Origin of the sequence: Pseudomonas vanderleydeniana, from assembly GCF_014268755.2 — a bacterium.
In the GTDB taxonomy this organism is placed as follows: Bacteria; Pseudomonadota; Gammaproteobacteria; order Pseudomonadales; family Pseudomonadaceae; genus Aquipseudomonas; species Aquipseudomonas vanderleydeniana.
The window spans coordinates 6,892,361-6,910,716 of record NZ_CP077093.1 but is presented as its reverse complement, the minus strand read 5'-3'; the positions used below and the strand labels follow the sequence as shown (position 1 = coordinate 6,910,716).

The 18,356-nt window shown below is 63.4% G+C and carries 15 protein-coding genes; 8 read left to right on the top strand and 7 right to left on the bottom strand.

The window, feature by feature from the left end; translation table 11 throughout:
• Window positions 1-189: 189 nt before the first annotated feature.
• A complete protein-coding gene (locus HU752_RS31140) occupies window positions 190-1,557 on the bottom strand; it encodes a CYTH domain-containing protein (protein WP_186683592.1) in 1,368 nt (455 codons plus the stop codon).
• A gap of 274 nt (window positions 1,558-1,831) precedes the next feature.
• Between HU752_RS31140 and argE the strand changes: the two genes are divergently transcribed.
• Both argE and argA read left to right on the top strand, forming a co-directional pair.
• Window positions 1,832-2,992, top strand: a complete 1,161-nt coding sequence (gene argE / locus HU752_RS31135) for an acetylornithine deacetylase (RefSeq protein ID WP_186683593.1) — start codon at window positions 1,832-1,834, stop codon at window positions 2,990-2,992.
• A 139-nt stretch (window positions 2,993-3,131) separates the two neighbouring features.
• Window positions 3,132-4,430 (top strand): amino-acid N-acetyltransferase, encoded by a 1,299-nt coding sequence (argA, locus tag HU752_RS31130; RefSeq protein WP_186683594.1) that lies wholly within the window; start codon window positions 3,132-3,134, stop codon window positions 4,428-4,430.
• A 150-nt stretch (window positions 4,431-4,580) separates the two neighbouring features.
• Here argA and gshA read toward each other — a convergent pair whose 3' ends face one another.
• The 3 genes from gshA to HU752_RS31115 form a co-directional block, all read right to left on the bottom strand.
• Complete coding sequence (gene gshA, locus HU752_RS31125; protein WP_186683595.1) at window positions 4,581-6,164, bottom strand: glutamate--cysteine ligase; 1,584 nt, start codon at window positions 6,162-6,164, stop codon at window positions 4,581-4,583.
• Window positions 6,165-6,526: 362 nt separating this feature from the next.
• Window positions 6,527-6,910: a PaaI family thioesterase gene (locus HU752_RS31120; RefSeq protein ID WP_186683596.1), complete on the bottom strand. Its 384-nt coding sequence runs from the start codon at window positions 6,908-6,910 to the stop codon at window positions 6,527-6,529.
• The gene (locus HU752_RS31115; RefSeq protein ID WP_186683597.1) at window positions 6,910-9,228 is read right to left on the bottom strand and encodes a Tex family protein; all 2,319 of its coding nucleotides are present in this window, start codon (window positions 9,226-9,228) and stop codon (window positions 6,910-6,912) included. The genes HU752_RS31120 and HU752_RS31115 overlap by 1 nt, the downstream gene beginning before the upstream one ends.
• A gap of 335 nt (window positions 9,229-9,563) precedes the next feature.
• On the opposite strand from HU752_RS31115, the gene ompR reads away from it, so the two are divergent.
• Window positions 9,564-10,304: an osmolarity response regulator transcription factor OmpR gene (ompR, locus tag HU752_RS31110; RefSeq protein ID WP_010450644.1), complete on the top strand. Its 741-nt coding sequence runs from the start codon at window positions 9,564-9,566 to the stop codon at window positions 10,302-10,304.
• 116 nt (window positions 10,305-10,420) lie between these two features.
• The gene (locus HU752_RS31105; protein ID WP_186683598.1) at window positions 10,421-11,734 is read left to right on the top strand and encodes an ATP-binding protein; all 1,314 of its coding nucleotides are present in this window, start codon (window positions 10,421-10,423) and stop codon (window positions 11,732-11,734) included.
• A gap of 34 nt (window positions 11,735-11,768) precedes the next feature.
• On the opposite strand, the gene rimK is transcribed toward HU752_RS31105, so the two are convergent.
• Both rimK and rimB read right to left on the bottom strand, forming a co-directional pair.
• Complete coding sequence (gene rimK / locus HU752_RS31100) at window positions 11,769-12,674, bottom strand: 30S ribosomal protein S6--L-glutamate ligase (RefSeq protein ID WP_186683599.1); 906 nt, start codon at window positions 12,672-12,674, stop codon at window positions 11,769-11,771.
• Window positions 12,671-13,153 (bottom strand): retropepsin-like aspartic endopeptidase RimB, encoded by a 483-nt coding sequence (rimB, locus tag HU752_RS31095; protein WP_496198576.1) that lies wholly within the window; start codon window positions 13,151-13,153, stop codon window positions 12,671-12,673. The genes rimK and rimB overlap by 4 nt, the downstream gene beginning before the upstream one ends.
• A 217-nt stretch (window positions 13,154-13,370) precedes the next feature.
• Between rimB and HU752_RS31090 the strand changes: the two genes are divergently transcribed.
• From HU752_RS31090 to HU752_RS31080, 3 genes are all read left to right on the top strand, one after another.
• Window positions 13,371-13,775, top strand: a complete 405-nt coding sequence (locus HU752_RS31090) for an RNA-binding S4 domain-containing protein (RefSeq protein ID WP_186683600.1) — start codon at window positions 13,371-13,373, stop codon at window positions 13,773-13,775.
• A 125-nt stretch (window positions 13,776-13,900) separates the two neighbouring features.
• Window positions 13,901-14,803 (top strand): Hsp33 family molecular chaperone HslO, encoded by a 903-nt coding sequence (hslO, locus tag HU752_RS31085; protein ID WP_186683601.1) that lies wholly within the window; start codon window positions 13,901-13,903, stop codon window positions 14,801-14,803.
• 179 nt (window positions 14,804-14,982) lie between these two features.
• Window positions 14,983-16,530: a phosphoenolpyruvate carboxykinase gene (locus tag HU752_RS31080; RefSeq protein WP_186683602.1), complete on the top strand. Its 1,548-nt coding sequence runs from the start codon at window positions 14,983-14,985 to the stop codon at window positions 16,528-16,530.
• Between the two features lie 80 nt (window positions 16,531-16,610).
• On the opposite strand, the gene HU752_RS31075 is transcribed toward HU752_RS31080, so the two are convergent.
• Complete coding sequence (locus HU752_RS31075) at window positions 16,611-16,925, bottom strand: hypothetical protein (protein ID WP_186683603.1); 315 nt, start codon at window positions 16,923-16,925, stop codon at window positions 16,611-16,613.
• A gap of 234 nt (window positions 16,926-17,159) precedes the next feature.
• Here HU752_RS31075 and HU752_RS31070 point away from each other — a divergent pair, with 234 nt between their 5' ends.
• Entirely contained in the window at window positions 17,160-18,335 is a 1,176-nt protein-coding gene (locus HU752_RS31070; RefSeq protein WP_186683604.1) for a tetratricopeptide repeat protein, read from the top strand.
• Window positions 18,336-18,356 lie beyond the last annotated feature (21 nt).

Sequence of the window (18,356 nt, the reverse complement as noted above, 5' to 3'; positions counted from 1 at the left end):
GTTGTGGGCAAGACTTGAGGGCCTATTCGCGGGCAAGCCACGCGCCTACAGAGGAGCGCGGTCGTTGTGGGAGACGGCCGGGCGGTGCTCCGCTTGCTGGCGATCCGCCGACGGCGGCCATTCAACCAAATTCCGTGGCGATCTCGAGATCGCCATCGCCAGCAAGCCGGCTCCTGCAAGAGTGCGCTGTTACAGGCGTGACAGGGCCTTCCAGGCACGGCCCTGGGACACGGTCAGTGCCTGCTGCACGCGGGCCTCGAGCACTTCTTCGCTGATATCCAGCTCGGCCAGTTGCGCCAGCTTGTTCAGTTCGCCGAACAGGCGGTCCAGCTCCGGCAGTTCCAGCACGCCACGGGCCAGGTGCAGCCAGGCCTGGATACGCTCGATGCGTGGCAGTTGTTCGGCGAGGTCTTCCGGCTGCTGCTGGTAGCGACCCAGTTGCAGCGACACGGCTTCCTCGGCCAGCAGGCGTGGCAGCCAGCTCTGCAACTGCGCGGCACCCTGGCGGTTGCCACGGTTGGCGCGTTCGACCGTCCAGCTGCGGGCCAGCAGCCAGCGCGAGGTGTTCAGGGAGAACTGGCCCCAGCGCACATCCTCCAGCTCTTCGAGGAACTGCTCCGGTGCGGCCTTGCGCACGTCCTCGTCTTCCAGGCCGGCATTGACCAGCGGACGCCAGTCTTCCAGCAGCGCATCCAGGGCCTTGCGCAGTTCGCTGGTCGATTGCCGCGGAGCCACCTGGCCGAGGCTGCCGACCAGGGCCCGCAGTTCGATCAACTGCTGCAGCCAGTCCTGCAGCAGGCGCCAGTGACCGTTGAAACGGTACTGTTCGGCCAGTCGCTGGCTGCTGCCGAGCAGGTGCCAGGCCAGGGCGGTGAAGGCGTCGTCCACCGAGGTTTCGGCGGTCAGCTGTGGTGCCGGCAGGCTCAGCGAGTAGCTGTTGGCGTCGAACAGGCGGTAGCCGCGCTCGGCCTTGCTGATGTCGCAGGGCATCAGCGCCAGCTTCTCGGCCAGTTCGGCGGCCAGTTCCAGCAGGGCTTCGGGCTCGCCTTCGCGCAGTTCCAGCTCCAGCTCGCAGATTTCTTCCTTCTGCTTGCCGGCGATGACGAAACCGAGGTCCAGTGCGGCCTCGATCACCACCTTGGCCTTGCCACGGCCCCAGGCGATTTCGGCGCGCTCGCGGACGAAGTCGGTGGTGAAGATCGGCTTGAGGGTTTTCTTGTCCAGTTCGGCCAGTTGCGCCGGCCAGCATTCGCCGTCGAGTTTCTTCACGTCCAGCTTGGCCTTGTCCAGGTGCCAGTCGTACTCGTTGCGCTCTGACAGGCCGGCAACGCTCTGGCCGCGGGTCTTGAGGGTCTGGATCACTTCGTCGCCGTCACGGCGCAGGCGCAGGGCAACCTTGGCCTTGGCCAGGTCGCGTTCGGGGGTGTCGAAATACTGGTTCATCAGTTCACGACGTTCCCAGCCGCTCTTGTTGCGCTTCTTCAACAGCGGGTGCTCGCGCAGGGCGGCGAGGGTTTCGCGGCTGACGCGGAGTTTGATTTCGGTTTCTTTCTGCATGGCCGGAAAATCCAGGATCGGGAGTGCAGCCGGGGAAAAGAGTGGCTGCCTTGGGGGATGCAGTGTACAGGACAAGCGCGCGGGACGCGTCGTGGCGGTTTATTCCGGCCGCCGGATGGCTCTATGATGGACTTCGTCTGGGATGTTGAACTTTGCGCAATCCTTGTAGGAGCCCGGCTTGCCGGCGAATGGGGCCTCAAGCCGGGCCTGGAACCCTGGAGCCTTCCCCAAGGGGGAATGTGCACCTGACGTGGTGTGAATGAGGAGCAAGCGTATGCCTTTGCCATCGATGAAAGACCAGTTCGCTGCCCTGATCGCAGTCCCCTCCGTCAGTTGCACCCAGCCGAGCCTGGACCTGAGCAACCGTCCGGTGATCGACCTGCTGGCCGGCTGGTTGAGTGACCTGGGCTTCACCTGCGATATCCAGACGGTCAGCCCCGGCAAGTTCAACCTGCTCGCCAGCTTCGGCAGCGGCCCCGGTGGCCTGGTGCTGGCCGGGCACAGCGACACCGTGCCGTTCGACGAGGCGCTGTGGCAGACCGATCCGCTCAAACTCAGCGAGGTCGATGGCCGCTGGGTCGGCCTGGGCAGTTGTGACATGAAGGGCTTCTTCGCCCTGGCCATCGAGGCGGTCCGGCCGTTGCTCGACCAGCCGTTCAAGCAGCCGTTGCTGATCCTGGCCACCTGCGACGAGGAAAGCTCGATGTCCGGCGCCCGTGCGCTGGCCGAAGCCGGGCGCCCGCTGGGCCGCGCGGCGGTGATCGGCGAGCCGACGGGGCTCAAGCCGATCCGCCTGCACAAGGGCGTGATGATGGAACGCATCGACATCCTCGGCCGCAGTGGGCATTCGTCGGACCCGAGCCTGGGGCACAGCGCCCTTGAAGCCATGCACGACGTGATCGGCGAACTGCGCGGCCTGCGCGGGCAGTGGCAGCGCGAGTACAACAACCCGCAGTTCACCGTGCCGCAGCCGACCCTGAACCTGGGTTGTATCCACGGTGGCGACAACCCCAACCGCATCTGCGGCCAGTGCGCCCTGGAATTTGACCTGCGGCCGCTGCCGGGCATGGACCCGGGCGTGCTGCGCGCGGCGATCCGCGCCAAGCTCGCGCCGCTGGCCGAGCGGCACCAGGTGAAGATCGACTATGCGCCGTTGTTCCCCGAGGTACCGCCCTTCGAGCAGGTGGCTGACGCCGAACTGGTGCGGATCGCCGAAAAACTCACCGGCCATCGTGCACAAGCGGTAGCGTTCGGCACCGAAGCGCCTTATCTTCAGCGCCTTGGCTGCGAGACCCTGGTATTGGGCCCCGGCGACATCGACTGTGCGCACCAGCCGGGAGAATTCCTCGAAATGTCACGTTTGCAGCCTACCGTACAGCTGTTGCGCGAGCTGATTGAACATTATTGCTTGAGCCCGGCCCCGACCTTGCGTTAAATGCCAGGCCAAACCATTCATTACCCCGTAAGGAGAGCGCGCGTGTCGCCAAGCCTGTTCCGACGATAACCAACAGCCTGTTGTGCGTTTTTACGTTGCACCCATTTTTCATTGGCTGTTTTTTATACAGGTTCAGGTCATGCCCGAATACGTTAACTGGCTTCGCCACGCCTCTCCCTATATCAATGCCCACCGCGATTGCACCTTTGTCGTCATGCTGCCCGGCGACGGTGTCGAGCACCCCAATTTCGGCAATATCGTCCATGACCTGGTGTTGCTGCACAGCCTTGGCGTGCGCCTGGTGCTGGTCCACGGTTCGCGTCCACAGATCGAGAGCCGCCTGGCCGCCCGTGGCCTGACCCCGCATTACCACCATGGCCTGCGCATCACCGATGCAGCGACCCTGGAATGCGTGATCGATGCCGTTGGCCAGTTGCGCATCGCCATCGAGGCGCGCCTGTCCATGGACATGGCGGCTTCGCCGATGCAGGGCGCGCGGCTGCGTGTCGCCAGCGGCAACCTGGTGACGGCACGGCCGATCGGCGTGCTGGAAGGTGTCGACTATCACCACACCGGCGAAGTCCGCCGGGTCGACCGCAAGGGCATCAATCGCCTGCTCGACGAACGCTCCATCGTGCTGCTGTCGCCGCTGGGCTACTCGCCCACCGGGGAAATCTTCAACCTGGCCTGCGAAGACGTCGCGACGCGCGCGGCAATCGACCTGGGCGCGGAAAAACTCCTGCTGTTCGGTGCCGATCACGGCCTGATCGATGAAAATGGCCATCTGGTCCGCGAGCTGCGGCCGCAGCAGGTGCCGGCGCACCTGCAACGCCTGGGCAGCGACTACCAGGCCGAACTGCTCGATGCGGCGGCCGAGGCCTGCCGTGGTGGCGTGGCCCGCAGCCATATCGTCAGCTATGCCGAGGACGGCGCGCTGCTGACCGAGCTGTTCACCCGCGATGGTGGCGGTACGCTGGTCGCCCAGGAGCAGTTCGAGCGGGTTCGCGAGGCGGCGATCGAGGACGTCGGCGGCCTGCTCGAGCTGATCAGCCCGCTGGAAGAACAGGGCATCCTGGTGCGGCGTTCACGTGAGGTGCTGGAGCGCGAGATCGAACAGTTCAGCGTGGTCGAGCGAGAGGGGATGATCATCGCCTGTGCGGCGCTGTACCCGATTGCCGATTCGGACGCGGGTGAACTGGCCTGCCTGGCGGTGAATCCGGAGTACCGGCATGGTGGGCGTGGCGACGAACTGCTCGAACGCATCGAGACCCGGGCGCGGGCGCTGGGGCTCAAGACCTTGTTCGTCCTCACCACCCGTACCGCGCACTGGTTCCGTGAGCGTGGTTTCGCCCCGAGCAGCGTCGAGCGCCTGCCGAGTGCGCGGGCGTCGCTATACAACTACCAGCGTAATTCGAAGATTTTCGAGAAGGCGCTCTGAGCTTCCGAGCCCTTGGGTAGGGCTTCAGGGCTTATTCGCGGGCTGGCCCGCTCCCACAGGGGATCTCAGTCGATCACGGGTTTGTGACCAGGCACGAACCCTTGTGGGGGCGGGCTTGCCCGCGAAAGCGTCAGACCTGCTGGCGCAGGATCAGTTGCTGATCGCCAGGATGCTCGCCTGGTAGGCGCCGACGAACACGTCGAAATCACCGACTTCGTTCTGTTCCAGCTCCAGCTGCTGTACCAGCGACTGGCGGGCGCTTTCCTCGAACGCGGTCTGCTCTTCCTTGGTCAACGGCTGCGCGCGGAAGTACTCGGCGTGGGCCAGGCTCTGGCGCATGGCGAACTGGGCGAAGCTTTCCTTGTGTTCCGTCATGCTTGCCAGGACCCGGGCCGATGGGGTCAGGGACGAATCCTTGACCTTCGCCCGCTGCTCATCCAGCGCCCTGGCGTGATCATCACCGCCATGGCTCTGGTCCAGCAGGGCCGCCAGCGGGGCAATTCGTTCGAGCAGCTCGTTGGCCCACTCCTTCATGTCCACCGGCTGGCCGTTACGCTGCAACTGCAGGCCCGGGCGCCGACCTTCCTTGACCACGGCGAGGAAGTTCGAAGTGGCATTGCCACACTCGCCGCTTTCGAGCTGCGGGCTGTCGTTCAGGGCGCAGAACAGCAGGAACGCATTGAGGAACCGGGCCTCGTTCAGGTCGATGCCGGTCGGCAGGAACGGGTTGATGTCCAGGCAGCGCACCTCGACGTACTGCACGCCGCGGGCCATCAGCGCCTGGATCGGCCGCTCGCCGGTGTAGGTCACGCGTTTCGGGCGGATGTTGGAGTAGTACTCGTTCTCGATCTGCAGGATGTTGGTGTTGAGCTGGACCCACTCGCCATCCTTGTGGGTGCCGATCTCGACATACGGCGCATACGGGGTCGCCACCGCCTTGCGCAGGCTGTCGGTATAGCTGTTGAGATCGTTGTAGCACGGCGTCAGGCCGGCCTGGGCGTTGCTCTGGTAACCCAGGTCGCTCATGCGCAGGCTGGTGGCGTAGGGCAGGTACAGCGTTTCGGCGTCGAACTGTTCCAGCGAATGCGCGCGCCCGCGCAGGAAGCCGGCATCCAGGGCGGGCGAAGCACCGAACAGGTACATCAGCAGCCAGCTGTAGCGGCGGAAATTGCGGATCAGCGCGATATAGGCCAGCGACTGGTAGTCGCGATCGGTGCCGGTGAAGCCCTCGGCCTGCTTGAGCACAGGCCAGAGTTTTTCCGGCAGCGAGAAGTTGTAGTGGATCCCGGCGATGCATTGCATCGTCTTGCCGTAGCGCAGGGCCAGGCCCTGGCGGTACACATACTTGAGCCGGCCGATGTTCGAGGTGCCGTAGTAGGCGATCGGGATATCTTCCTCGGCGGGCAGCGGACAAGGCATCGACGGACTCCACAGGTACTCGCTGCCGAGCTTGCTGTAGGCGAAGCGATGAATCCTGTCCAGGCTGCCCAGGGTGTCGGCCGGGTCGGTCAGGGCCGGAGTGATGAACTCCAGCAGCGACTCGGAATAGTCCGTGGTGATCTGCTCATTGGTCAGCGCCGAGCCAAGCTCTTCCGGATGCGGGGTCTGCGCCAGTCGGCCTTCAGAGGTGACGCGCAGGCATTCGCGCTCGATGCCGTGCAGGCACTGTTCGAGCAGGGAGAGGTGGTCGCGCTCGCCGAGCAGAGCCAGGCGGCGGTTGAGAAGTTCGCTCAAGTTGGATTCCTTCACGCGTCGGTCGCCCCAATATGGGGGTGGGCAAGACGGTCTACAAGGGTGAAGTTGAGAACTGGCGTTGTCGCCTGGTAAATGTCGGAAAACGCCGATACTTCGTCCCTGAGTCGGGCGCGGCGCCGGAGGAAAATTCCGACACCGCGCATGCAGTGCCGAAATTAACCCAAATCGAGACGGAACAGATAGTGGCCTGTGTGGCTAATTCGCATACTCGACTCCGAGCCCATGGCTTCGCCAGACTGCGTTGCCATTCCTCGCCGTAGCCCTGCTACGACTCGTCATGGCGCCTTGCCTGGCAAACCCCTGGAGCCGAATTTGAATATTCGAATTAACCGTACAGGCCACTAGAGAACAGCGAACGTGCCTTGTGCTTTCGCGACAAGTTTGTCGCCCTGGCGCACGTCGGCCTCGACCACCAGCGTACGGCGGCCGGGGTGGATGACCCGGGCGGTGCACAGCACATCGCCCTCGGCCACCGCGCGCATGTAGTTGATCTTGCACTCGATGGTCGCGCTGCGCTGGTCGAAGCCATGGGTGGCCGAGCAGGCCAGGCCCATGGTGATATCCACCAGGCTGAACAGCGCGCCGCCATGCAGCACGTTGCCACGGTTGCGCAATTGCGGCGTCAGCGACAGGGCCACCTCGGCAACGCCGGTGTCCAGGCGTTGCAGGCGGCAGCCGATCAGCTCACTGAAGGCGCTCTGGGTCAGGCCCTCGGGAATATCCATCAACGCTTCTTCAACTGCTTGGCGTTGGCGAACAGCGAGGCCATGGCGTTGTTGGCCGGGGCGGCGGTTTCCTTGCGCGGGGCGTTGTTCTGCGGCTGGCGTGGTGCTGCACCCGGACGCGAGCCACGGGCGCCGTCGATCTTCTCGCCCGGGGTGTCGCTCATGCGCATCGACAGGCCGACGCGCTTGCGTGGGATGTCGACTTCCATGACCTTCACCTTGACCACGTCACCGGCTTTCACCGCTTCGCGCGGGTCCTTGACGAACTTTTCGGACAGCGCCGAGATGTGCACCAGGCCGTCCTGGTGGACGCCGATGTCGACGAAGGCCCCGAAGTTGGTCACGTTGGTCACCACGCCTTCGAGGATCATTCCCAGTTCGAGGTCCTTGAGGTCCTCGACACCTTCCTGGAACGCGGCAGTCTTGAACTCGGGGCGTGGGTCGCGGCCCGGCTTGTCCAGTTCCTGGAGAATGTCGGTGACGGTCGGCAGGCCGAAGGTCTCGTCGGTGAACTTTTTCGGGTCCAGGCGCTTGAGGAACGCGCTGTCGCCGATCAGCGAGCGGATGTCGCGGTCGGTCTCGGCGGCGATGCGCTGCACCAGCGGGTAGGCTTCCGGGTGCACCGCGGAGGCGTCCAGCGGGTTGTCGCCGTTCATCACGCGCAGGAAGCCGGCGGCCTGTTCGAAGGTCTTTTCACCCAGGCGCGGGACTTTCTTCAGCGCGGCGCGGGTCTTGAACGCGCCGTTTTCGTCACGGTGCGTGACGATGTTCTGCGCCAGGGTCGTGTTGAGGCCGGAAATCCGCGCCAGCAGGGCCACCGAGGCGGTGTTCACGTCGACGCCGACGGCGTTCACGCAGTCCTCGACCACCGCATCCAGGCCACGGGCCAGCTTCAGTTGCGAGACGTCGTGCTGGTACTGGCCGACACCGATGGATTTCGGGTCGATCTTCACCAGTTCGGCCAGCGGGTCCTGCAGGCGGCGGGCGATGGACACGGCGCCACGGATCGACACGTCGAGGTCCGGGAACTCCCGTGCGGCCAGCTCCGAGGCCGAGTACACCGACGCGCCGGCTTCGGAAACCATGACCTTGGTCAGGCGCATGGCTGGATATTTTTTGATCAGGTCGGCGGCCAGCTTGTCGGTCTCGCGGCTGGCGGTACCGTTGCCGATGGCGATCAGGTCCACCGAGTGCTTGGCACACAGCGCAGCGAGGACGGCCAGGGTCTGGTCCCACTTGTTGTGCGGCACGTGCGGGTAGACGGTGGTGTGGTCCAGCAGCTTGCCGGTGGCGTCGACCACGGCGACCTTGCAGCCGGTACGCAGGCCCGGGTCGAGGCCGAGGGTCGCACGTGGGCCGGCCGGGGCGGCCAGCAGCAGGTCGTGCAGGTTGTGGGCGAAAACGTTGATCGCCTCGGTTTCCGCGCCATCGCGCAGCTCGCCGAGCAGGTCGGTTTCCAGGTGGGTGTAGAGCTTGACCTTCCAGGTCCAGCGCACCACTTCGCCCAGCCATTTGTCCGCAGGACGGTTCTGGTTCTGGATGCCGACGTGCTGGCCAATCATGCCTTCGCAGGGGTGCAGGGTGCCTGGCAGCTCGTCGCCGACTTTCAGCGAGGAGGCGAGAATGCCTTCGTTGCGGCCACGGAAGATCGCCAGGGCGCGGTGCGACGGCATGCTCTTGAGCGGCTCGTCGTGTTCGAAGTAGTCGCGGAACTTGGCACCTTCCTCTTCCTTGCCGGCGACCACGCGGGCGCTGATGATGGCTTCCTGCTTGAGGAAGTTGCGCAGTTTCTCCAGCAGGCTGGCGTCTTCGGCGAAGCGCTCCATGAGGATGTACTTGGCGCCTTCGAGGGCGGCCTTGGTATCGGCGAAGCCCTTTTCGGCATCGACGAAGCGTGCGGCTTCGGTTTCCGGGGTCAGCGACGGGTCGTTGAACAGACTGTCGGCCAGCTCGCCAAGGCCGGCTTCCAGGGCGATCTGGCCCTTGGTGCGGCGCTTCTGCTTGTACGGCAGGTACAGGTCTTCGAGGCGGGTCTTGGTGTCGGCGAGCTGGATGTCACGGGCCAGGGCAGGGGTCAGCTTGCCTTGTTCCTCGATGCTGGCGAGGATGCTGGCGCGCCGTTCGTCGAGTTCTCGCAGGTAGCGCAGGCGTTCTTCCAGATGCCGCAGTTGGGTGTCATCCAGGCTGCCGGTGACTTCTTTCCGGTAGCGGGCGATGAAAGGCACGGTCGAGCCTTCATCCAATAGGGCGACGGCCGCTTCGACCTGTTGTGGGCGTACGCCGAGTTCTTCGGCGATGCGGCTGTTGATGCTGTCCATAAAACCACCTGACAAAGTGTGAAATCAGGCGCGCCGGGCCTTTGGGCCTGTCGGGCGAGCCTGGTTTGGGATCAAAAGGCGCACCTTGTGACCCGTGAAATCAGCACATTGCTGTGAGCCTTTGAAAAAAAGATGGCATCGAACAGCAATGATCAGACGTTGCCTGACGCAGAAGGCGGGGCATTATAACCAGCGTTCCGGGCTTGGGGGGACTGTGCGCATGTAGGCATAAAGCGGTGTTTGCTGGTAGTCGAGGAAAAATCTGCTAACAATGCACAGGATACGCATGAGGGTCCCAGGCCCCATAATGCGCGCCGAGATCAAAGGAGCAACCAATGAGCAGCACTGCACAAACTGCTGAAGGCGAAAAAATCCTCATCGTGGATGACGATCCGGGGCTGAGCAGCCTGCTGGAGCGTTTTTTCACCAGCAAGGGCTATCGCGCCCGCGCGGTGGCGAACACCGAGCAAATGGATCGTCTGCTGTCACGTGAAGTGTTCAATCTGGTAGTACTCGACCTGATGTTGCCGGGTGAAGACGGCCTGACGGCCTGCCGTCGCCTGCGCGCGGCGAACAACCAGGTACCGATCATCATGCTCACCGCCAAGGGCGACGAACTGAGCCGGATCAAGGGTCTGGAACTGGGCGCTGACGACTACCTGGCCAAGCCGTTCAACCCCGACGAGCTGATGGCGCGGGTCAAGGCCGTGCTGCGTCGCCAGTCCGCCCCGGTGCCAGGCGCGCCGGGCAGCGAGGACGAAAGCGTCACCTTCGGCGACTACGAGCTGTCCCTTGCCACCCGTGAGCTCAAGCGCGGCGAAGAAGTGCACATGCTCACCACTGGCGAATTCGCCGTGCTCAAGGCACTGGTGATGCATGCCCGCGAGCCGCTGACCCGTGACAAGCTGATGAACCTGGCCCGTGGCCGCGAGTGGGATGCACTGGAACGATCCATCGACGTGCAGATTTCCCGCCTGCGTCGCATGATCGAGCCTGACCCCTCGAAGCCGCGTTACATCCAGACCGTCTGGGGCGTGGGTTACGTGTTCGTGCCGGATGGCGCCGCGACCAAGTGACCGGTGATTTGTAGGAGCGAATTGCCCGGGTGTGCGCAAGCCGCCCGGGCAAGTCGCGATCCGCAATTGTGCGAGCCCGCCTGCTCGCTCCTGCAAAGTATGTAGCGGCTGTATTTATGAAGACCCCTGTCTGGTTTCCCCAAAGCTTCTTCTCGCGCACCCTCTGGCTGGTGCTCATCGTGGTGCTGTTCTCCAAGGCGCTGACCCTGGTCTATCTGCTGATGAACGAGGATGTCCTGGTGGACCGCCAGTACAGCCACGGCGTGGCGCTGACCCTGCGTGCCTACTGGGCGGCCGACGAGGACGATCGCGACAAGATCGCCGAGGCGGCGGGGCTGATCCGCGTGGTCAGCGGTGGCGTGCCGGAGGGCGAGCAGCACTGGCCGTACAGCGAGATCTACCAGCGGCAGATGCAGGCCGAACTCGGCGCCGATACCGAAGTCCGCCTGCGCATGCATGCGCCGCCCGCCCTGTGGGTGCGTGCGCCGAGCCTGGGCGCCGGCTGGTTGAAGGTGCCGCTGTATCCGCACCCGTTGCGGGGGCAGAAGATCTGGAGCGTGCTGGGCTGGTTCCTGGCGATCGGGTTGCTGTCGACGGCCTCGGCCTGGATTTTCGTCAGCCAGCTCAACCAGCCACTGAAACGCCTGGTCTTCGCCGCGCGGCAACTGGGCCAGGGGCGCAGCGTGCGCCTGCCGATCAGCGACACGCCCAGCGAAATGACCGAGGTTTACGGTGCCTTCAACCAGATGGCCGAGGACGTCGAGCAGGCTGGTCGCGAGCGTGAGCTGATGCTGGCCGGGGTTTCCCACGATCTGCGCACGCCGTTGACCCGCCTGCGGCTGTCCCTGGAGCTGATGGGCGACCACAGTGACCTGAGTGCGGACATGGTCCGCGATATCGAGGACATGGACGCGATTCTCGACCAGTTCCTCGCCTTCATCCGTGATGGGCGCGATGAGTCGGTGGAAGAAGTCGACCTCAGCGACCTGGTGCGCGAGGTGGTGGCACCCTACAACCAGAACGAACAGCGGGTGCAGATGCGCCTGCAACCGATCCAGCCGTTCCCGCTGCGGCGCGTATCGATGAAGCGCCTGCTGAACAACCTGATCGGTAATGCGCTCAATCACGCCGGGGAATCGGTGGAGGTGGCCGCCTATGTCTCCGGCGACACCAACGCACCCTATGTGGTGCTGAGTGTCATGGACCGTGGCGCGGGTATCGATCCGGCGGAACTGGAAGGCATCTTCAATCCGTTCACCCGCGGCGACAAGGCTCGCGGTGGCAAGGGCACCGGCCTGGGGTTGGCGATCGTCAAGCGGATCGCCTCGATGCACGGCGGCAACGTCGAGTTGCGCAATCGTTCCGGTGGTGGCCTGGAGGCCAGGGTCCGCTTGCCACTGGGCCTCATGCTGCCGCGTGATGCGGTCTAGCGCTCGGCCCGGCGTCGGTTGAGGGAAGGGCTGCTCAGCCCTTGCCCTTGGTCCGGGTCATGTTCGGCCCGCCATTCTTCTCGATGTGCTGGATGATCATCCCGGCGACATCCTTGCCGGTGGTGGTTTCGATCCCTTCCAGGCCCGGCGAGGAGTTCACCTCCATCACCAGCGGCCCGCGATTGGAGCGCAGGATATCCACCCCGGCCACGCTCAGGCCCATCACCTTGGCCGCGCTGAGGGCGGTCATGCGTTCTTCCGGGGTGATCTTGATCAGGCTGGCGCTGCCGCCACGATGCAGGTTGGAGCGGAACTCGCCGGGCCTGGCCTGGCGTTTCATCGCCGCGATCACCTTGTCGCCGACCACGAAGCAGCGGATATCCGCACCGCCGGCTTCCTTGATGTATTCCTGGACCATGATGTCCTGCTTGAGGCCCATGAATGCCTCGATTACCGATTCCGCCGCCGTTGCCGTCTCGCACAGCACCACGCCGATGCCCTGGGTGCCTTCCAGTACCTTGATCACCAGCGGAGCGCCGTTGACCATCTCGATCAGGTCGGGAATGTCGTCCGGCGAGTGGGCGAAACCGGTGACCGGCATGCCGATGCCACGGCGCGACAGCAGTTGCAGCGAGCGCAGCTTGTCCCGCGAGCGGGCGATCGCCACCGACTCGTTGAGCGGGAAGACCCCCATCATCTCGAACTGGCGCAGGACCGCACAGCCATAGAAGGTTACCGAGGCACCGATACGCGGGATGACCGCGTCGAAGCCCTCCAGCGGCTTGCCGCGGTAGTGGATCTGCGGCTTGTGGCTCGCAATGTTCATGTAGGCGCGAAGGGTGTCGACCACTACCATTTCATGGCCACGCTGGACGCCGGCTTCGACCAGGCGACGAGTGGAATACAGACGCGGGTTACGCGACAGCACAGCGATCTTCATGCAACACCTGTGGCAGAGGTAGTAGTCACCGGGAACACCGGCTTGTCTTGAACGTATTTGTGCCCGGGATTGACCACCAGTTGGCCATCGACCAGGGCCTTGGAGCCAAGCAGCAGGCGATAGCGCATGGACTTGCGGCAGGCCAGGGTGAACTGCACCTGCCAGACCCGGTCACCGAGGGCCAGGGTGGTGGCGATCACGTAGCGGACCTGCGCATGGCCGTTGGAACTCTTGATGGTCTTCATCGCCAGCAGCGGGGCCTCGCAGCGCCGATGGCGCAGTTGCACCACGGTGCCGAGATGGGCAGTGAAACGCACCCACTTCTCGCCGTCGCGCTCGAACGGCTCGATATCGGTGGCGTGCAGGCTGGAGGTGCTGGCGCCGGTGTCGATCTTCGCCCGCAGGCCCGCGACTCCCAGATCCGGGAGCGCGACCCACTCGCGCAGACCCACGACGGTCAAATGGTCAAATGTCTTCAAAATGCTCAACCGGTGAGAAACCTGCTTAGGCCGCCAGGCAGCGGAGATGGCGGTATTCACGCAGAATAATGGGTAAATGGCGACAGATATCTGCGCGACTTTTTTACAGGTCGTGAACATATCCCCTGGTCATTCGGCATTCTAGACCGGGTGGGGAAATTCAGCTTCGACGGCAACGGTAGTACAGTTCAGCAATATTTCAGTTTGAGGAATCCCCGTGGCACAAAAATCGGAAGAGGATGACAAGGTTCGACTCGACAAGTGGCTGTGGGCGGCACGCTTCTACAAGACCCGCGCCCTGGCGAAGACGGCGATCGAGAGTGGCAAGGTGCATTGCCGTGGCGAGCGCTGCAAACCTTCGAAGGAACCACGGGTGGGCGACGAACTGCAGATTCGCACCGGCTTCGATGAGCGTACCGTGGTGGTCCAGGCGCTGTCGGTCGTGCGCCGGGGGGCACCGGAGGCGCAGGCGCTGTATGCCGAGACCGCTGCCAGTATCGCCAAGCGTGAGGCCGAGGCGGCCCAGCGCAAGGCCGGTGCCCTGGGTCTGGCCACCGATGGCAAGCCGACCAAGAAGCAGCGTCGCGACCTGTTCAAATTCCGTGGGGTGGGCGGCGAATAATCCCGTCTGTCCTTGACTGACAGCCATTCGCCCCCATGTTGCTTGGTCAGAACCCCGATTTGTTCATAAAATGCTCAGATTCTCTGAGTTGAACACCTTTATTCCTACTTCCAGAATCGAAACCTATGTCAGATCTACCAGACACCGATTACACCCAACGCTTCATCTTCGATGACAGCGACACGCGTGGCGAACTGGTGTCGCTGGAACGCAGCTACGCTGAAGTCCTGGCCAAGCACCCCTATCCGCAGCCGGTTGCACAACTGCTCGGCGAACTGATGGCCGCCGCCGCGCTGCTGGTCGGTACCCTGAAGTTCGATGGCCTGCTGATTCTCCAGGCTCGTTCCGAAGGCGCGGTACCGCTGCTCATGGTCGAATGCTCCAGCGAGCGCGAGATCCGCGGCCTGGCCCGCTACGAGGCCGAGCAGATCGCTCCGGGCGCGAGCCTGGCCGAGCTGATGCCCAATGGTGTCCTGGCGCTGACCGTCGACCCGGTCAAGGGCCAGCGCTACCAGGGTATCGTCGACCTCGACGGCGCGACCCTGTCGGATTGCTTCACCAACTACTTCGTCATGTCCCAGCAGGTCGGCACCCGCTTCTGGCTCAATGCCGACGGCCAGCGTGCCCGCGGCCTGCTGCTGCAGCAACTGCCTGCCGACCGGATCAAGGACGAAGAGGAACGCGCGGCCAGCTGGCAGCACGTCACCGCCCTGGCCGGTACCCTGAAAGCCGAGGAATTGCTCGGCCTGGACAACGAAACCGTGTTGCACCGCCTCTATCATGAGGAAGCCGTGCGCCTGTTCGAAAACCAGCCGCTACGCTTCCATTGCAGCTGCTCGCGCGAGCGTTCCGGCAACGCCCTGGTCAGCCTGGGGCTGGAAGATGCCCAGCAACTGGTGGCCGAACGTGGCGGTGCGATCGAGATCGATTGCCAGTTCTGCAACCAGCGCTACCTGTTCGATGCGGCCGATATTGCGCAATTGTTTGCCGGTGCAGGGGTCGAGACCCCGTCAGATACTCGTCACTAAAACGCTTCAGCGCAGGTAAATCTCCTGTCAAACGCCGGAAAATGGGCGTTCTGACAGGAGGGCCCTACTTTTTTTGGGCATTTCTGGCATAATCCGGCGCACTTTTTTCACGGTAGTAGTGCACCACTTTCTACTACAAAACGTTTGGAGCACTCGGCCCCTGGCCGACGGGAAATTTCATGACGCAAGCAAACAATGCCGTGTACACCGATCTGAGTGTCGATGATCTGGTCAAAGAAGCCCTGGCCCGTGGTGAAGGCGAACTCGCCGATACCGGCGCGCTGGTCGTCCGTACCGGTCACCGTACCGGTCGTTCGCCGGTAGACCGTTTCATCGTGGAAGAGCCTTCGACCCAGGACGCCATCGCCTGGGGCCCGATCAACCGCAAGTTCCCGGCCGACAAGTTCGACGCCCTGTGGAACCGCGTCGAGGCCTTCGCCGGCGAGCGCGAGCGTTTTGTTTCCCACGTTCATGTAGGCTCCGATCCTGCGCACTACCTGCCGGTCAAGATGACCACCGGTACTGCCTGGCACAACCTGTTCGGCCGTTGCCTGTTCATCAACCCTGAGGCTGGCCAGTACAACGCCGGCGGCAAGGTCGAATGGCAGATCCTGAACGTTCCGGACTTCGAGTGCGTGCCTGAGCGCGACGGTACCAACTCCGATGGCACCGTGATCATCAACTTCGCGGCCAAGAAAGTCCTGATCGCTGGCATGCGCTACGCCGGTGAAATGAAGAAAGCCATGTTCTCGGTGCAGAACTTCCTGCTGCCGGCTGCCGACGTCCTGCCGATGCACTGCGCGGCCAACATGGGCGAAGCGGGCGACGTGACCCTGTTCTTCGGCCTGTCGGGTACCGGCAAGACCACCCTGTCGGCTGACGAAAGCCGCTACCTGATCGGTGACGACGAGCACGGTTGGGGCGAGGGCGTGGTGTTCAACATCGAAGGCGGTTGCTATGCCAAGTGCATCGACCTGTCCGAGAAGAACGAGCCGGTCATCTGGAAAGCCATCCAGCACGGCGCCGTGCTGGAGAACGTCGTACTCGATGCCAACAAGAAGGCCGACTACGCCGACAGCAGCCTGACCCAGAACAGCCGCGCGGCCTACCCGCGTGAACTGATCGAAAAACGTGCACCGAAGAACCTCGGTGGCGAGCCTAACGCTGTTATCTTCCTGACCTGCGACCTGACCGGCGTACTGCCACCAGTGTCGATCCTCAGCGAAGAGCAGGCGGCCTACCACTTCCTGTCCGGCTACACCGCGCTGGTCGGTTCGACCGAAATGGGCTCGGGCGGCGGCATCAAGTCGACCTTCTCCACCTGCTTCGGCGCGCCGTTCTTCCCGCGTCCGGCTGGCGAGTACGCTGAACTGCTGATCAAGCGTATCCGTGGCTTCGGTTCCAAGGTCTATCTGGTCAACACCGGCTGGACCGGTGGTGGCTACGGCGTTGGCAAGCGCTTCAACATCCCGACCACCCGTGGCGTGATCGCCGCGATCCAGAGCGGCGCTCTGGTCGGTGCCGAGACCGAGCACCTGGACACCATCAACCTGGACGTGCCACTGGCCGTACCAGGCGTCGAAACCGGCCTGCTGAACCCACGCAACACCTGGGCTGACAAGGCTGCCTACGACGAAGCGGCAAAAGCCCTGGCGGGTCTGTTCATCGAGAACTTCAAGAAGTTCGAAGTGAGCGACGCGATCAAGGCGGCTGGTCCGAAGCTGTAATCGGGTCCTGCTCTTCGCTTGAAAAAACCGCCCTTCGGGGCGGTTTTTTTATGGGGGGCGAAAAGGTCGTCGGTGATCTTTCATCCCTGTGCGGGAGTGCCTGGAGACTGCGCCGGGTCTACCACCTCAGGCAGGACCGAGGGCTCGGCAGCCACGGGGGTGGCCGGTTCGGATGCCGGCGGAGTCTGCGGTGGGCGATAACTGCTGCGGTTGTAGGCCATGTAGCCGAGCATGCCGACCAGGAGCAGCAACAGGATCCGCAGGCTGTGGGACTTCCTGCGCAGTCTGCGCGGGGCTCTCTGCTTGCTCGGGTGTGTTCCCAACACCACGTCGATCTGTTCCGGATGCAGGCGTTTGAAACGAATGACGCCGTCGTCTTCAGGGTTTTCTTGCATGATCAGCCGCTACCTTCCTTGGTGAGTCAGCGGCTTATCGGCGCTTTCTCATGGGCTTTGAGTGGGATTGCAGATTAAATTTGCTGGATGGCCTTTTGCCTCTAGTGACTGGTCCACAAAAGCAAAATTTTCTACAGGAACATTAGACGTTTCAGACAAAAAGTCGGTATGTTCCGCTGCAAATTTTCCGGGGGCCATTCGGCGCCCGCGTCTTGAGCTTAAAGGGAGTTGAGTATGCATTTGCTTCGCATGGCCTCGGTGTTTTCGTTGTGTGCCGCGGCCTGGTCGGTTCAGGCCGAGTCTCTGCCGGTCGAAGTGCTGAGCGCCGTGGTCAAGGACCAGAAGATCGCCGATGCCGACGTACTGCTGCAGCGCAACGGTGAGCAGAACGTGGTCGGCAAGACCAACGCCCAGGGCCAGGTCACCCTTCAGAGCAGTTTTCCCGACGATGCCGGCAGCCTGCTGATCATCAAGAAGAGTGGCTACTCCAATCTGGTGGTGAAATGCCCGTGCAAGGACATGACCTACGCCATCAGCCCGGTGATGCAGAACCTCGACGGCCTGCGCGTGGTACTGACCTGGGGCAAGACTCCGGCGGACCTCGACTCGCACATGATCTTCCCGGGCAACAACATCTACTTCGAACAGAAGCAGGGCGCCGACGCCAACCTGGACGTGGATGATGTCGATGGCTATGGCCCGGAAACCATCACCCTGCAGAAGAAGCACTACGGCGAGAGCTATGTCTATGCCGTGCACGACTTCACCAACAGCGAAAACCCGGGCTCGCGCCAGTTGTCCAACAGCCAGGCCAAGGTGTTCGTCTACATGGGCCAGTCGCTGGTGCGTACCTACTACGTGCCGACCAACCGCAGCGGCAACCTGTGGACCGTGTTCCGCATGACCGGCAACGGCGACTTCCAGGACATCAACACCTTCAGCGGTGTGAACGTGCACCCGGCGAACGTGCTGAACGAAGTCTCGCCGCTGCTCGACGACAAGGTGGCGATCGCCGAAGTGGCCGTCAGCTCTACTGCGCAGGCCGATGCGCGCGCGCTGAACGTCAAGGGTGAGGCGGCCTACAAGGCTGGCGATCTGGAGCAGTCGATCGCCCTGTTCCGTCAGGCCATCGACCTGAACAACAGCTTCGGCCAGGCCTACAGCAACCTCGGCCTGGCGTATCAGAAGGCCGGCAACACCGCCGAGGCCATCTGGGCCAACCGCAAGGCCGTCGCCCTGGCGTCCGGCAACTCGGCCAATACCGTGCGGGCCAGCTCCTACTACAACATTGCCCGGATCTATGAGAATGCGGGGCAGTTCTCCGACGCCCTGCGCCATTACGAGTTGGCGAAGGAGCAGAAGGCCAACCCGGTGTACGACACGGCGATCGAGCGGGTGAAAAATCGCTGAGTCATCAGCCGATCCAGCCTC